Raw genomic sequence first — 15,831 nt, 5'->3', positions numbered from 1 at the left:
ATGGTTAGCTACAATAGAGTTGCGAATGTACGGTTTCTCTTTTCTTGAAGGGTTTTGTTGAGGACAGGTAATAAAATAAAAATGCCGTACGGTTGGCGTGCGGCACTGTTTATGATGGTTTCGGTTTGCGGCAACCGGGTTTAGTCGCGAATGCGATAGCTGATGGGTAAGGTATAATAAACATTTATCGGTTTCCCGCCCTGCCTGGCCGGGCGCTTCCATGCGGGCATGGCATTGACTACCCGGAGTGCTTCAGCATCCAGCGCAGGCGTCAAAGACCGGGCTACCTTGGCATTCCGGATTTCACCGGTTTTCATGATCACCAATTGAACAATTACCCTACCCTGTATGCCCTCCCGGAGTTCCTGTTCTGGATATACAACATTGGTGTGGAGGTATTCATTCATATCAAAGCCCGGTTCAGGCGCCTCCTCGGCGCTGGTGTGGATATCGTCTTCATCCGGCACCTGCTGCAATGCAGTTTCAGTTGTCAGTGCCGGTTGTGTAACCGGTGCCAGTGGCTGGTTGGTTTGGCTTTGGTCTTTTTCCTGCGCGTAAAGGGAAGCTGAAAAGCATAAGGCGCCTGTGATACAGACAAGAAGAGCTAACTTGTTTTTCTGGAGATGTAACATGGTTTTGTAATCTTTAAATCAGGTTTAGATACTTGACGAATGTACTGTTTATCCTTTTACAACGGACAGTGCCGTTGAGCACTACCAACAAGAATGCCGCGCTGTTATAACGCGGCATTGCTGCAGGATCCGGGCTTGCAATACCGGGATACTTTTTATTTCATCTGGAATGATACCGGGAGTGTATAATAAACCAGTACCGGTGTGCCGTCTTCTTTTTTACCGGGCTTCCAGGCAGGCATATTGTGCAGTACGCGCAGCACTTCCTTGTCGCAATCGGGGTCTATACCTTTTACGATTTTGATATCGGTCAGCGTGCCATCTGGTTTCACTACAAATTGGGATACCACGCGGCCGTTGACTTTATTTTTTACCGCCTGTTCAGGGTATTTAATATTTTCTCCGAGGTATTGCATCAGGTCAAAACCCGGATCGGGCATATGGGCCACCGAGTTATAGATATGGTTATCTGAAACGCCCGTTTGTATCGGCGTTGCGGTTTTCTTCTGGGCCATAACGGTACCCGTGATTTGTAGCAGGATAATGCAGGTGATTAAGCCCGACAGTGCGGCCAGGAACAGTCCCCGTTTTCCTTTTTTACTTTGATGTAACATCATGATTCTTCGTTTTAATGGATGATGAAAAAAAGATTGTAACAATGGTATATCCGGATGACCCAGGTGTTGGCTTACAAGCAGGAGGGCATAGGCTTCCTTATCGGCGCCGGCTACGGCATCGGCTTGGAATTCTTGTACGATTTCAAGTTCGCGGCTTATCCGGTATAGGGCCAGCACCGGGAAGAAGAGGCATTGCAGCAGTTGCAACAATATGCGGTCATAATAATGTTTGTGATCGCTATGGGCCATCTCGTGTTGTAACATCATATCCTGTACTTCGGCCCCGGGAAACAACAGCCTGGAACCAAAGCTAGCCGGGCCATAGCCGGTATTGAGGGCAATGCGGTAAGCGCCCAGCGGTTTAAATTCCTGTTGCTGTAAAAAGCTGTACAGGCGCAGCAGGCGATAAATGAACCTGCCCAGGAGTAATAAAGTAATGCCGGCATAGAGGAAGAATAACCAGGCGGTATTGGTTGCCGTTGCCGTTTGTCGAGCTGCATCCAGCACTACTTCCGGTAATTCAAATACCTGTTGCACACCACGTGCTGCCGGCATATGCCGGGCAACATTGACGCGTAACAAAGGAAATGTAAGGCTAAGCAAAGCCGCCAGCAGCAGGTAATACCGGCTCCAGTTATGCCTGCCGGAACCCTTAAGGGTCCAGTGATAGAGGGCATAAAGCAGGAAGCCATAAATATTGGCTAACAGGAAATAGGTAACCATAACAAGAGGTTTAGTTGTTTTTTTTCGGCGACTTGATATCACGGATCACCTCTTCCAGTTCTTTGAGCGAGATGTCTTTCTCTTTGGCAAAAAAGGAAAGCATACTGGAAAAGGAACCGTCGAAATAACCTTTCAATAATTGTTTCATCGAGGCCTTGCTGTAAGCCTCCTTACCGACAACCGGGATGTACAAATGGGCATTGCCCACGCTTTCGGCCGTTACAAATCCCTTTTCGATCAGGATCTTCAATAGGGTACTTGCGGTGTTGTAGTGCGGTTTCGGTTTGGGCAGCGCTTCGATAATATCCTTGGTAAAGCCTTTTCCTATTTTCCATAAGGCCTGCATGATCTGTTCTTCGGCCTTGGTCAGTGGTTTAAATCCGGGCATACTGTTTTGTAATTGCTGTTGTAAACCAAAGCTAAAACTAAAAACTTAGTTGAACAACTAAATCTTTAGTTTTGACAAAAAAGCCGTGCTGTGGGCACGGCTCCTGGTATTTTAATAAAGGAAGAGGTTAGCGGCTTTTGTCAAAGCAGACGGGCAGTACATACCTAAAGTTTACGGGTTGCCCGGCCTGCAGGTTACATATAGCTGCAGGCCTACTGCGGTGGAAAGTACACCGGCAATACATAATACACATCGACCAGCGTGCCGTGATGTTTGCCCGGCTTCCAGCGGGGCATGGACTGGATGAGGCGCAGCGCTTCGGCATCACATTCCGGCGAAAGGCTCTTCATTAATGTGATGTTGCTGAGGCTGCCATCTGTTCCGACAACAAACCGGTATATCACCCTGCCCTGTATGTTATCCTTCCTGGCTTGTGCCGGGTACTTCAAATGTTTATGCATATACCCGAACACATCGAAGTGCGGCATATCTGTCACGGACCTGTACACCGGTCTGTTATTAACGGTATCCACTACTTGTGCAGTGGCATGAGGATGGAGGCTAAGCGCGCCCAGCAGAGCGATTAAAAAAGGAACTGTTTTCTTTATAGTTTGCATATTTCGGGTTTATTGGCCAGATGCTGAACTGCGAATATATAACAACAACCGGTCTTTTGCCTTATCCTCCGGCTTTGCCGGGCGGTATTATTTATTGGGAAGATTTGATGTGGTGGATGACCTCTTCGAGTTCCTGCAGCGAGATATCTTTTTCTTGTGCAAAAAAGGAAAGCATACTGCTGAAAGAACCGTCGAAATACCCTTTCAGCAACTGTTTCATTGAGGCTTTGCTATAGACGTCTTTGGCCACGGCGGGTGTGTACAGGTTGGTTTTGCCGTTATTTTCCGTTTTTACAAAACCCTTTTCGGTCAGTATACGCAGGAGGGTACTGGCGGTATTGTAATGGGGTTTGGGTGCTGGTAATGCGGCAATGATGTTTTTCGTAAAGCCTTTTCCAATTTTCCACAGGGCCTGCATGATCTGTTCTTCGGCCCTGGTCAGCGTTTTAAATCCGGTCATAACAGCGATATATTAAGATGGAACATCAAATCTAACCCGGTTACAAGGCCCGGAGGTAATAATCGCTGTTTTTTATCGAAAAATACCGGGAAACCGGGATAGGCTTTCGCTGTCTTAGGGGGCAATTGATAACCGGTAAAGTGTATAATCGTTATTGATGATTGCGGAATCGCTATATGGTCTGGGCTCCTGCCAGAGATAGTCTGTCGTTATTTTATCGCTTATATTACGGCAATACAAAACATACCGTACGCCCATGGAGTCGAACTGGTGTTTGTTTACAGCAAGCGCATGCTGCCAGCTGAAATTCATCGACCGTTTTTCGGTATACAGTGCCAGCAACCGGGGTTTGGAAAACAGGATAATGTCGCTATCATCCACATGCCGGCGGATAAAGTTAAAGGCAACGGTGTCGGATTGCTGCAGCGACCAATCTGTATTGGGTCTGAGTTTGTCTTCATAGTTATCAAAACCCAGCAGCATGATGGTTGCAAACGAAGTCAGGGCAATGGTTTGCGGGCTCATCGCACTAAAAAGCGGCACGACGGCGCGGACACCTTTAGCCATCAGCAACAGGGCGAAAGGCACGGCCGGCAGGAAATACCGCAGTCCCTGGCGTGCCGGGGTCGCCACCATGAGTATACACATCAGCAGGAAAAACAGGAGGGATAAACTCATACCTTCCCGGATCATCCGCGTCAGCCCGATAAAGGTCAGCAACAAAGACGAGTACATGATAAAATTGACGAAGGCCTGAAAAAAACCTTCATGCATCGGGAACAGCCATATATTGATAATATGGCTTTCCAGGTAAGGCATATTGGCGCTCAGTGTAGTCCATACTTTACCTTCGGCCCAGAGATTGGTGTACAGGCTGGTATAGAAGGATGAGGATTGCCCGGGCCCTGGGAAAAGCATATACCGGGAAAGGGCAAGCAACAGTACAGTGCCCGCTGCCAGCAGCAGGGCGTAATACCGGGGCAGGTTTTCGTTGCGGTGTTTTTTGCCACCGGCAAAATTCCAGATCAAAAGCGATAACTCCGCCAGGATAATCACCGCCGACTGGGTCCGGATTAATATGGCGAAGGCCGCGACGATGCAGAGCAGCGATAGTTTCAGCAGATTCCAGCGTTGCCGTTGCTCCCGCAGGCAGAAATATAGCAAGGTGAATAGCGTGCAGGGAATATCGGAAAGCAATGCGCCCTTAAGTTCTGTCATGACAGGAATATAGGCCAGTATAATGGCCAGGCACATGGCATTCAGCCCCCCGGTAAACCTGCGCAGGTACCCATAGGCCAGGAAAATAATCAGGCAAACGAAAACGGTGTTTAGATACAGGAGGGGGGCGATGGCCATTCCTGTAATCCCTACCACCGGCGCCATCAGCAGCGGGTACCCGGGCGGATACTGGGGCGGGGCATATTCCGTATTTAGCGGGTTAAAAATATAGGTAGAGGAATAATAGGGTTTACCTTCCGCGATATTCAATGCCTCTTTAAGATACTGGGTCCAATCGTCTCCATAGTTATGCGTATCCTGTATATTGATAAAGAAAAGTGGGATACAGAACAGGGCAAGGACTATATATTGAATTTTTTCCCGCTGAAGGAGTTTTTGCATAAGGCGATAAAAATATGGATTTTCCATATTGCCTGTATTTGTTATTCTTGGTTACTTTTGCAGCATGATTGAAAAACCGCTGCTCGAAGTATGCCTGTCTCCTGCATTGCTTCATCTCTACGATACCAAAGATACCATAGTTGTTATCATCGATGTTTTCCGTGCTACCTCTACTATTGCCGCTGCACTCCATAACGGAGCCCGGGCGGTTATCCCGATCGCTTCGGTAGAAGAGTGTATTGCCCTGACCAATACCGTCGAGGGTTGTATCACGGCCGGTGAAAGGGATGGTAAAGTAGTGCCCGGTCTGCAATACGGCAACTCGCCGCTCGAATACTCAGCTGGTTTTATCGGTGGTAAGACCCTGGCGCTGACCACGACCAATGGTACCAAATTACTGCATATGGTACGCGATGCCGATACGATCATCACCGGTTCGTTCCTGAACCTGGATGCCGTATGTACTTACCTGAAAAAGCGGGGACAGAAGGTACTGCTGGCCTGTGCAGCCTGGAAAGACCGTGTGAATATGGAAGATACCCTTTTTGCCGGTGCGGTGGCCGAGGCGCTGCAGGACGATTTTGCCCTGCTTTGCGATAGCGCACAGATGGCCGTGAGCCTCTACCGCCAGGCGCAGACGGCGCCCAGCCTGCTCGCGTTCCTGGAGCCGAGTTCGCACTACAAACGCCTGTCCAACTTTGGCCTGGTAGGCGATATGGCTTATTGTACCACGCCCAACCAACACCCCGTAGTGCCTGTATACAACGGTAAAGAACTGGTGGCCGGTTAAGTTTATTGCTGATCCATTTTAAAAAAACGGGCATACCCACTATACAACGAGCATGCGTATTATAACTTATAACGTAAACGGCATAAGAAGCGCCATTACCAAAGGATTTACCGAATGGCTGGAAACCGACCCGGCCGATGTGATTTGCCTGCAGGAAGTAAAGGCCACGAAAGAGAATGTAGACCTGGCCCGGATCGAAGCGCTGGGTTATGAAACCTATTGGTACCCGGCCGAGAAAAAAGGCTACAGCGGTGTGGCCATCTTTACCAAAATAAAACCCGACCAGGTATACTATGGCAACGGCATTATGCAGAGCGATGCCGAAGGCCGGGTGATCCGTGCCGACTTCGGCGACCTGACCCTGATCAACGCTTACTTCCCCAGCGGCTCGAGCGGCGATGTAAGACAGGCTTATAAATACCAGTGGCTCGACGAATTTTACGAATACATCGGTAAACTGAAAGCCGAGCGGCCCAACCTGGTGGTATGCGGCGACTATAATATCTGTCATAAACCCATCGATATCCATAACCCTGCAAGCAATAAGGACAGCAGCGGGTTCCTGCCCGAAGAGCGTGCCTGGATGGACAAATGGTTTGATTCGGGTTTTATCGACAGCTTCCGCCATTTTAATACCGACCCGCATCACTACAGCTGGTGGAGCTTCAGGGCGAATAGCCGGGCCAATAACAAGGGCTGGCGTATCGATTATATCAGCGCTTCGCAAAGCCTGCAGGACCGGCTGAAACACGGTACCATCTACCCCGATGTAAAACATTCGGACCACTGCCCCGTGTATATGGAGCTCAACCGCTAAACCCGGAATAACAGGAAAGAAAACGGATAACATAACAATGGGCGCTGTATACGACAGCGCCCATTGTATATAAAACGATCCCGGTTGTATTAAATACCCAGCCAGTCTTTGGCGTTCTGGTACAACAACTGGTCGCGCAACTTACTGTCTTTGATATGTTCTTCGATCAGTTTGCCGGGATGATGTTCGCCCAGGGGGAAAGGATAATCGCTGCCCATACAGATCTTGTCGCCGCCCATCACATCGATGATAAAGTCGAGGGCCTTGGGGTCGTGTACCAGCGAATCGATCCAGAACCTGCCGATATAGTCGCGCGGGTTAGGCGCATTGTCGATGGCGCAAAGATCCGGGCGTACGTGATGCCCGTGCTCAATACGGCCTATGGTAGCCGGAAAGCTGCCGCCGCCATGGGCGAAGGCTACACGCAGTTTGGGGAATTTTTCGAAAACCCCGCCGAATATCATCGAGCAAATGGCCCTGGAGGTTTCTGCGGGCATGCCCACCAGCCAGGGTAGCCAGTATTTCATCATATCATTTTCGCCCATCATCTCCCAGGGATGTACAAAAATACAGGCGCCCAGCTCTTCGGCGGCCTGCCAGAAAGGAAAGAAGGAAGGATCGCTGAGATTGCGTGCGTTGATGTTGGACCCGATCTCGATACCGGGCATCTTCAGCTCTTTTACACAACGCTCCATTTCTCTTACCGACAGGTCGATATCCTGCATCGGTACGGTACCCAGGCCGATATAACGGTCGGGGTAACGGGTAACGGCTTCTGCAATATGATCGTTAAAGAAACGGGAGGATTCGAGCGCATGCTCGGGCTTGGCCCAGTAGTTGAACAACACCGGGATGGTGGAAAGCGCCTGCATGGTAACGGTGGTCTCATCCATCTCCTTAAGCCTTACGGCCGGATCCCAGCAGTTATGCTCTACTTCGCGAAATACCTTGTCGCCTTTGATCATTTTGGCGCAACAGGGTTTATGATGTTCGAGGGTTATAAAATCGCCGTAGCCGAACTTCTCAAACCAGTTCGGGATCTTCTCCGGCATAATATGGGTGTGGATATCTATTTTCATACCGCCAATGTAAGGAGCTAAATTTTTTGCGATGATACGTATAAATGCGAACAATCGCATAAAAGCGATCAAAAACGGCCTGTCCCGGTGGCTAACACCGGCGTCGGTCCTAAAAGAAAGACCTCCTGCACATCATTGCCGCGGCATAGGCAGCACGATGTACAGGAGGCTCGAAGAATTTTATTTTTTGGTCACAGGGGCTTTAGCCGCAGCACGGCCGCTACCTTCAGACCTGCGGTACCACCAGCTGATGAAGAAGCCGATCACCATAACGATTACGCCCAGCCACAGTACGCGGATAAAGGGGAATACAATTGCCTTCAGGATAATGTAGTCGTCCTGTGCGGCACGCTGGCGGATACCGATCTCGGTAGCCTGCTGGTCGGGAATGATGCGGTTAATGCGTATCGTAAGCCCCAGGTCGCGCAGGGTATCGTCGAGCGCGGTGGCCTGGTTGCCCTGGATAACATATACCGGGGTGCTGGCGCCGGCCTTGCCGTCGATGGTATAAGCGCTCAGGCGGGCTTCGGCGGCCACATCGCCGGTCTGGGCCTTGTAGTTCTTGTTGCTGATGTTATTGTTCAGGCCTTCGAATACCAGTACGGTATTGGCCAGGAAGATACTGTCTCCGTTCCGTACCGTATGCGGCTGGAAGCTGCTGGTATCTGTTTTGCCTTCCGGGTTGCTTATGGAAGTGAGGTAAGTAAATACGTCGTGCGACCAGTAATGCTTCGCATCGGGGTTGGCGCTGATGCCTTCCTGTCCTTTGGGGTTTACATACGCTTCGGGGTAAAGCATAAAGCTTTCGAGCAAGGCATTGTTTTCGGGGTCACGGCGGTCGAATCTTATTTTATAGAAGGTAAGGGGCGGGTCGTTGTGCACCAGCGAATCGCCGAGATAAGTAACCATGTATTTGCCCATAGGCACCGTTGTGTTGCGGAACAACAGCACATTTTCCCTGCCTTCTTTTACATTCTCCTCGAAGGTCTTTTTACCAAAGTCTACATTCCTGTTGGCGCCGGCCAGGTCCATCGAGATCACGGTTTTTTTATAACCCGAAAGCAGGATGCCGAACAGCATCAGGCCGAACCCAAGGTGGGCAATAGAACCGCCTGCCTTCAGGATCTTGCCTTTCTGCGTGGTAAGCAGGTAGTACAGGTTGCCGGTAATGGTAAACATGATCGCGAAGGTAAAGGCCATGTACTGGAGGTGCTCGATCTTCTGACCGACCACCAGTAATACGGACAATACAACGGAGATGCCGATAAGCAGGGCCAGTTTTTTCCATACGGCCTTCATACCTGTTTTCTTATATTTCAGGAACTGGATGGAGGCTGAGAGCACACCGATAATAAAGGCGGCCCATACCTGGATATCGTTATAATACTTAACCGGGTCGGTAGAAGGCGCAATATCGGTACCCGCCACGGCTTTGTAGAGCGGGGCCCATACCGGCAGCGAGGTGGAAAAGATGATGTGTATCGCGGAGATCAGCAGGAAAATAGAACCGATCAGCATCCAGAATTCGCGGGTATCGGCTTCTTCTTCGCCGGCTACACGGGGCATTTTTTTCCAGGAGCGGATCAGCGGGTAACAGCTGATGACCAGGAAGAGCGCCAGCGCGATCAGCAGGTGCCAGTACAGGGCCTTGCCTTCGCCGGTAAAGGAGTGCACCGAAGTCTCGCCCAGGATACCGGTACGGGTCAGGAAGGTAGAGTACCAGATCAGCAGGAAGGTAAGAATAAAGAAGATCAGCGTGGTTTTGAGCGAACGGCCGGTACTTTTATAGATAACCAGGGTATGCAGGCCGGCTACAAGTGTAAGCCAGGGTACCAGCGAGGCGTTCTCTACAGGATCCCAGGCCCAGTAACCGCCAAAGGTAAGCGACTCGTAGGCCCATGCGCCGCCCATCATGATGCCGGTGCCCAGCACGGCGCCGCCCAGCAGGCACCAGCGCAATGCCGGTTTGATCCAGGTTTTGTATTCGCCTTTCCACAGCGCGGCTACGGAATAGGCAAAGGGAATCAGGGTGAGGGCAAAACCCAGGAAGAGGATCGGCGGGTGAATCACCATCCAGTAGTTCTGGAGGGTAATGTTGAGGCCGTTACCATCTTTAATAAATTCGAGGTAGTTGGGTTGGGCGAAGATGGGTGCGCCCTGCATTTCGTTGCGCAGCAGGGTAAAGGGATTGCTGCCGATCTTGATTTCAGGACCGAGGTAAATACCCAGCAGCATGGTGCAGAGTACGGCCTGTACCAGGGCAACCACTGTCATGACACGGGTTTCCCATTGTTTGCCCCTGCGCATAACGACCAGGCCCAGTACGGCGTGCCAGATCAGCCACAGCAGGAAGCTGCCTTCGGAGCCTTCCCAGAAGCAGGACAGCAGGTATTTTACCGGGAGTCCGCGGGATGAGTGTTTCCAGGCATAGTTATATTCGAACAGGTGCGAGGAAATGATGTAATACAGGGTAATAAAGATACCTGCAATCGATACTGCCTGTATCACAAACGACCAGCGGGCCAGCTTCTGCCATAAGGCGCCATCTGTACTCTCTTCCCTGCGGGCAGCATTAAAATAAGCGAAAGCTGAAAATAAAGCAGCTACAAAAGAAACGATAACAAACAGGTGTCCTAGCTGGCCGGGTAGCAAATGCTCGCCGATGAATGATTGATTCAAAGCAGATAATTGTGGGGGTTGCAAAAATAACGGCGTGCTTTCCGCACGCCGTTAGAAACATATTTATGATTTGACCGGCTGCGCGACGGCGATCTTATTATTCTCGTATTTGGAGGGGCACTTCATCTGGATCTGGGTACAGTGAAAGTCGCCGTTTTTCATATAACCTTTCATTACCAGTTGCTCCGACTTTTCAAAGTCCTGGGGCTTGGCGCCATTGAAAATGACTTTGTGAACGGCTCCTTTTTTATCCTTGGCAAAAAAGGTGAACAGGTTGGGGTCTTTTATAGGATCGTAATGCTGGGCCTGTGAAGAATCGAGATAACCAACGACATGGAACGTATTGCCGGCATGTTCGGAAGCGGAAGCGAAGGTTTCGTAGGTGCTGAACTGGCCGAAAGAGGCAACAATAATGCCTATAGCCGCTGCGATCAACACTAAAATAAGGATACTGGCTTTCTTCACAGGTACAATTTTTTAATTCGATTGCAAAGTTAAGGCTAAAAGTCTATCAATACACAAGGCTGCAAGCCGTTAGCAATTCAATAAGGAATCTGTAAACCGGGTATAACTACCGGTCAAAACGGGGAATGACCGAACCCGGAAAGCTCCTCTTTTTCCTCTTCCCCGGTCCGAATAGACGACAACAAACGCTTTTATTTATATATGCTGTCCGATTATTATTCATTACTACATCATTGTGTAGTGGTTGCTACATAGTTATGCGGTTGTGAACGATTTTATATAAAAATACATTTGTTCTTCCTAGTTAAAGATAATCTAAAATTAATAAAAAAACTACGCCGGCGGGGCGTACCAGGGGCAACCGAAAACCTGCAACAGAGTAGGCCATTTTTAATGTTTTAATTAATGACATGAATCTGAAATTTATGAAAAGAACAGGCCGGGAAATCGCTCTGGGGCTGGTCCACCTGCTGGTACTGGGCCTGGCGTTCCTCCCGGCCCGGGGACAAACGGTAACCGCTACGTACAGTACCGGCGATATCTCCACCTTATACAATACGGCGCCCAGCAATACGACTACATCGACCTGTGCCGGATCCTTAAGTGTGACCATACCTGCAGGCAACTGGGTAACCGGGGTATCGACGGCCTATACCATGACCTCGGTGAACAGTGCCTATATGAGCGAACAGCAAAGCTACCTGTATGCACCCGCTGCCTCGGCCGGCGAAAGCGCGCTCAGTACCGGTACCGGTAATGAAGGTACTTTTAACTATTCGAGGAGTAACCTTTCGTTTGCCAACGGGTTGATGGGCACATTTACCATTGAGCTGCGGGCCTTCAGACAATGGGGCGGATCGGGCTGCGGAACGAGTTATACCAAGGTCGATAACAATACCTGGACCGTTACCGTGAGTTACGGACCCATTCCTACCTGTATGGCGGTAACCGGGCTGAACACTTCGGCTGTTACGAGCAGCGGCGCTAACCTGAACTGGACAGCGCCGGCCGTAGGTACTACGCCCGCTAACTACGCATATGAAGTGCGTACCTCCGGCGCGGCAGGTTCTGGGGCTACCGGCCTCGTTACTTCCGGCACGCAGGCATCGACCACACAGCCGCTAGCCAGCCTGAGCCCGGGTACGGCTTATACGGCGTATGTACGCGCCAACTGTGGCGGCGGCGACTTCTCTTCCTGGGTGAGCACCAATTTTACTACGCTGATTACGCCTTGTACCGGGCAACCGGCAGCCGGTACTATAGCCGGCGCTACAGGCAGTTATACCTCTACCAATTTTACGCTTAGTCTTTCGGGCAACAGCAGTCCTACGGTGTACAGCGGTCTTACCTTCCAGTGGCAGCGTTCGGCTACCGGTTTGCCCGGCAGCTGGAGCAATGTGAGTTCCGGCACAGGCGTAACGGTAACCACCAGCCAGACCGCCGGTAACTATTACCGCGCTTATGTCGTATGTGCCGCAGCAAGCCTCAGCGATACCACGCCGGTTAAATTTATCCAGAACTATTGTAAGCCCAGCTATACCAGCACTACCAATTACCGTATCGGCAATGTAACCTTTGGCAGCATCAATAATACCGTAGCCAATGCCAGTACGAACGATTTCACCAGCCAGTCTACCAATGTAGTAGCGGGTGTGGCCGGTAATATTTCGGTAAGCACTTATGGGTATACCGGTTCTGCCGTTGCTGCCGACCTGAATAACGACGGCGACTTTGCCGATGCCGACGAAATCCTGTTTGCCGGTGTATACACCGCTGCCGGTCCGCCCGAGGTCAATACCTATGCCATCGCCATTCCTGCCTGGGTGCCTACGGGCAGCTACCGCATGCGCGTGTTCAGCTGGGGCGGCAATGCAGGCGGCGGTATGACGCCTTGCGGCAGCAGCAGCTACGGTACCTTCCACGACTATACCGTGAACGTAAGCAATACTGCTACCTGCTTCCCACCTACCGCTTTAAACACGACCAACCTGCTGGCTACTTCTGCAACCCTTAACTGGACGGCAACTACAACAAGTCCTGCCAGCTACGAATGGAAAGTAATGCTGGGCAATGCCGATCCGAATACGGGTACCGCAGCAGCCAGCGGTACGGTAGCCGGTACGGCAACCACTACGCCGGTAACCGGCCTGACGCAGAATACCGCTTATAAAGCTTATGTGCGTTCGGTATGCGGTGCGGGCAATACCAGCGCATGGGGCGCCGCACTGAGCTTCTCTACACCGGTGTCCTGCTTCCCGGTTACGGCCCTGGATGTATCTGCCATTGCAGGCAATACCGTAACCTTTGCCTGGACCGCCCCTACACAGGGCAACCCTGTGGTGAACTATCAATATGAGCTGCGTACGGCAGGCGCTGCAGGTTCGGGCGCTACCGGGCTGGTACAGACCGGCTTCAGCAGCAGCACCAGCCAGCTTGTGGCCGGGCTTACCAGTGGTACATCTTATACTTTCTATGTACGTACCGATTGTAATGCCAGCGATTCCAGCTCCTGGGTATCCAAAGTATACCTGGTGCCTACTTATGTGCCCATTACCATTACCAGCTATAACCAGGATGTAATTGCAGAAGGTGTGGCCGCAGCGGCTTCTACCACAACCATCTCGGTAGACGATGCTACCGCAGGTGGCGCCAACTTTGCCTACCTTTCCAGCACGTACAGGAACCCGGCTACCCCCAATACCGTACCGGCCTTTTCGCTGCCGGCTAACGGGAGGATACTGAATGGCGTGAAATACTTCCAGCTCGCGCCTTACAACCAGAACAACTCTACCCGCCTCGTGGGCAACAATGCTTTTGACACCATGAAGTTCTTTACACCGCGCAGCGCCAAAAACATCTACGTGCTGGCCGTAAGCGGCAGCGGTTCTTCTACCGTAAACTTCAAAGTATTGTTCAGCGACGGTACCGCTACGGATTTCAACACCAATACCATCAACGATTGGTACGGTACCTTCAGCAATACCGTGATCAGCGCTGTAGGCCGTGTAAGCCGTACTTCCAATGTGGCAGAAGGTACCGGCAGCGGCTCCAATATCGGTCCTAACCTGTACGAAACAGCGCTTAACCTGGTTCCTGCCGATACGGCCAAAACCATTAAGGCTATTGTAGCGACCAAGACCAATAACTCGGGTTTCCTGAATATATTCGGGGTAAGTATAATCCCTTCGGCGGCATCCTGTGCCGTGCCTACGGCCCTGGCGACATCGGGCACTACCTATAACGGAACCGGCGTAAGCTGGAGCGGCAATGCCACCAATTACCAGGTAAGCTACGGTACACAAGGCACTACGGCCGATAACGGCACCCTGTTGCCACCGCAGTCATCTGCTACGGCTACGCTATCCAATCTCAATGCGGGTACCAACTACTCCGTATATGTAAGGGCGCTCTGCGGCAATAACCCCGGGGATACCAGCTTCTGGGTCGGACCGGTTAACTTCGCTACACCTTGCGCTGCACCGGTGATTACCATGGGTACGGCTGCCGATGGCGCAGAGCCCAGCCCGATTACCTCCTGCGGCGCCAACGATGCGACGATTACTTTGAAAATTACCACACCGGTAGCTTATGTGGGCAACTATGATGTGAGCTATACCCTGAACGGCGCAGCCCAGACGCTGGCCAACCAAAGCCCGGTAAATGCCGGCAGCGCGAGCTTCCTGACTTTATCCGGCCTCAGCGCAGGCGCTTATAACAATTTCCAGCTGACGCAAACCGGGCAGACCTGCTCTTCTACCGTACTGTCCAGCCTGGTAACGATCAATGCCTATACCGTATCCGGTTTGCCAACTGCCAATACATCGGCATCCGGTACACAGCCTGCGGGCAGCAATATCCAGTATGCAACAGGCTCCTGCGAACCGATCGTGAAGATCAATGCCAGCTCCGGTACCCTCGGTTCTGTTACCGCAACTGTAAACGTATCGGCGGCAACAACTTTTAACGGATCGCCATATGTAGGCCGTTATTACGATATCGCCGTTACACAGGCCAATGGCGGTACGATTACCCTATACTTTACCGATGCGGAAATAGCCGCTTATAATACCCTGGTAAACGGTATGGCCAACAGTACCTTCCCGGCCATTGGCCCGAATGGTGAAAACCTGCGGATCACGGCGTTCCACAGCGCTCCGGGCGCAGGAGGCAGCGGTCCCTTTGGTTATAGCACGACTAATGCAGAGGTAGCGACCATTACCGGTATTGTACACAATACAAGCGCCGGCCGTTGGGAAGTAACCTGCACCACTACCGGTTTCTCCGGCTTCTTTGCCTATACCAACAGCATAGGCGCCCCGCTTAAGATCAGCCTGGCCGATATAACAGCAAGCAACCAGGGTAAAGTAAACGAGGTGCGCTGGGTTACCCAGACAGAAGAGGCGGGCGACCGTTTCCAACTGGAACACAGTATCGATGGCCGCAGCTTTGCAGCTATGGCTACGGTAGCGGCTAAAGGTGCAGCTGCCCGTTATGCCTATACCGATGCTCAACCCTTTGCCGGTACTACGTATTACCGCCTGCTGATGATCGATAAAGATGGCCGTACCCATTACAGTAAAGTGGTGACCGCCGAAATGAAAACCGGAAGCTTCGCCCTGCAGGTGTTCCCTAACCCCGTAGGACATGAGCTTACCGTAAAAGCAAATGGTGCAAATGGTAAAGGGCAGGTACAACTGACCGATGCCGTAGGCCGCGTGATCGGCCAGTATACCATGGATGACAGGGGTGTGTTGAAGATTTCGGTAACGGATCTTGCTCCCGGTATCTACCTGCTTCGTTATGATGACGGCAGCAATAAACGCAGCCTGAAAATCAACAAGTATTAATAAGCCGGGGCGGGGATTGCAGCCTGCAGTCCCCGTCCCGTTATTGCCGTTTGCCTCCGGATAAAGGCATGTGTTGCTACAAGCCGCCGTAAGCTCA

At 51.3% G+C, this 15,831-nt stretch carries 12 protein-coding genes; 3 read left to right on the top strand and 9 right to left on the bottom strand.

The window, feature by feature from the left end:
• Nucleotides 1-140: 140 nt before the first annotated feature.
• From B0I18_RS01500 to B0I18_RS01475, 6 genes are all read right to left on the bottom strand, one after another.
• Entirely contained in the window at nt 141-632 is a 492-nt protein-coding gene (locus tag B0I18_RS01500; protein ID WP_106520879.1) for an energy transducer TonB, read from the bottom strand.
• Between the two features lie 155 nt (nt 633-787).
• On the bottom strand, nt 788-1,972 hold the full coding sequence (locus B0I18_RS01495) for a TonB family protein (RefSeq protein WP_106520878.1): 1,185 nt from the start codon (nt 1,970-1,972) through the stop codon (nt 788-790).
• Between the two features lie 10 nt (nt 1,973-1,982).
• The gene (locus B0I18_RS01490; RefSeq protein ID WP_106520877.1) at nt 1,983-2,360 is read right to left on the bottom strand and encodes a BlaI/MecI/CopY family transcriptional regulator; all 378 of its coding nucleotides are present in this window, start codon (nt 2,358-2,360) and stop codon (nt 1,983-1,985) included.
• 212 nt (nt 2,361-2,572) lie between these two features.
• Complete coding sequence (locus B0I18_RS01485) at nt 2,573-2,977, bottom strand: energy transducer TonB (RefSeq protein ID WP_106520876.1); 405 nt, start codon at nt 2,975-2,977, stop codon at nt 2,573-2,575.
• 91 nt (nt 2,978-3,068) lie between these two features.
• Nucleotides 3,069-3,437, bottom strand: a complete 369-nt coding sequence (locus B0I18_RS01480) for a BlaI/MecI/CopY family transcriptional regulator (RefSeq protein WP_106520875.1) — start codon at nt 3,435-3,437, stop codon at nt 3,069-3,071.
• A gap of 114 nt (nt 3,438-3,551) precedes the next feature.
• Entirely contained in the window at nt 3,552-5,057 is a 1,506-nt protein-coding gene (locus B0I18_RS01475) for a glycosyltransferase family 39 protein (protein ID WP_181358294.1), read from the bottom strand.
• Between the two features lie 64 nt (nt 5,058-5,121).
• Between B0I18_RS01475 and B0I18_RS01470 the strand changes: the two genes are divergently transcribed.
• Complete coding sequence (locus B0I18_RS01470) at nt 5,122-5,847, top strand: 2-phosphosulfolactate phosphatase (RefSeq protein WP_106522018.1); 726 nt, start codon at nt 5,122-5,124, stop codon at nt 5,845-5,847.
• 52 nt (nt 5,848-5,899) lie between these two features.
• Nucleotides 5,900-6,664 carry an exodeoxyribonuclease III gene (locus B0I18_RS01465; RefSeq protein ID WP_106520873.1) on the top strand — a complete coding sequence of 255 codons (765 nt, stop codon included), beginning with the start codon at nt 5,900-5,902 and terminating at the stop codon, nt 6,662-6,664.
• An 89-nt stretch (nt 6,665-6,753) separates the two neighbouring features.
• On the opposite strand, the gene B0I18_RS01460 is transcribed toward B0I18_RS01465, so the two are convergent.
• The 3 genes from B0I18_RS01460 to B0I18_RS01450 all read right to left on the bottom strand — a co-directional run bounded on the left by B0I18_RS01460 (nt 6,754) and on the right by B0I18_RS01450 (nt 10,887).
• Entirely contained in the window at nt 6,754-7,743 is a 990-nt protein-coding gene (locus B0I18_RS01460; RefSeq protein WP_106520872.1) for an amidohydrolase family protein, read from the bottom strand.
• Between the two features lie 180 nt (nt 7,744-7,923).
• The gene (ccsA, locus tag B0I18_RS01455) at nt 7,924-10,422 is read right to left on the bottom strand and encodes a cytochrome c biogenesis protein CcsA (protein WP_181358293.1); all 2,499 of its coding nucleotides are present in this window, start codon (nt 10,420-10,422) and stop codon (nt 7,924-7,926) included.
• Between the two features lie 63 nt (nt 10,423-10,485).
• Nucleotides 10,486-10,887, bottom strand: a complete 402-nt coding sequence (locus B0I18_RS01450; RefSeq protein ID WP_106520870.1) for a cytochrome c maturation protein CcmE domain-containing protein — start codon at nt 10,885-10,887, stop codon at nt 10,486-10,488.
• Between the two features lie 410 nt (nt 10,888-11,297).
• Between B0I18_RS01450 and B0I18_RS01445 the strand changes: the two genes are divergently transcribed.
• Complete coding sequence (locus tag B0I18_RS01445; RefSeq protein ID WP_106520869.1) at nt 11,298-15,734, top strand: fibronectin type III domain-containing protein; 4,437 nt, start codon at nt 11,298-11,300, stop codon at nt 15,732-15,734.
• Nucleotides 15,735-15,831 lie beyond the last annotated feature (97 nt).

Origin of the sequence: Taibaiella chishuiensis (genome assembly GCF_003014535.1) — a bacterium.
GTDB classification, from domain to species: Bacteria; Bacteroidota; Bacteroidia; order Chitinophagales; family Chitinophagaceae; genus Taibaiella; species Taibaiella chishuiensis.
This window is presented reverse-complemented; position numbering and strand designations above follow the sequence as displayed.

What these genes read in the sequence shown, in the direction of transcription:
- B0I18_RS01445 (WP_106520869.1), top strand. Translation starts at nt 11,298, where the DNA reads ATGAATCTGAAATTTATGAAAAGAACAGGCCGGGAAATCGCTCTGGGG.
- B0I18_RS01495 (WP_106520878.1), bottom strand. Translation starts at nt 1,972, where the DNA reads ATGGTTACCTATTTCCTGTTAGCCAATATTTATGGCTTCCTGCTTTAT.
- B0I18_RS01485 (WP_106520876.1), bottom strand. Translation starts at nt 2,977, where the DNA reads ATGCAAACTATAAAGAAAACAGTTCCTTTTTTAATCGCTCTGCTGGGC.
- B0I18_RS01465 (WP_106520873.1), top strand. Translation starts at nt 5,900, where the DNA reads ATGCGTATTATAACTTATAACGTAAACGGCATAAGAAGCGCCATTACC.
- B0I18_RS01470 (WP_106522018.1), top strand. Translation starts at nt 5,122, where the DNA reads ATGATTGAAAAACCGCTGCTCGAAGTATGCCTGTCTCCTGCATTGCTT.
- B0I18_RS01460 (WP_106520872.1), bottom strand. Translation starts at nt 7,743, where the DNA reads ATGAAAATAGATATCCACACCCATATTATGCCGGAGAAGATCCCGAAC.
- B0I18_RS01500 (WP_106520879.1), bottom strand. Translation starts at nt 632, where the DNA reads ATGTTACATCTCCAGAAAAACAAGTTAGCTCTTCTTGTCTGTATCACA.
- B0I18_RS01475 (WP_181358294.1), bottom strand. Translation starts at nt 5,057, where the DNA reads ATGCAAAAACTCCTTCAGCGGGAAAAAATTCAATATATAGTCCTTGCC.
- B0I18_RS01490 (WP_106520877.1), bottom strand. Translation starts at nt 2,360, where the DNA reads ATGCCCGGATTTAAACCACTGACCAAGGCCGAAGAACAGATCATGCAG.
- B0I18_RS01480 (WP_106520875.1), bottom strand. Translation starts at nt 3,437, where the DNA reads ATGACCGGATTTAAAACGCTGACCAGGGCCGAAGAACAGATCATGCAG.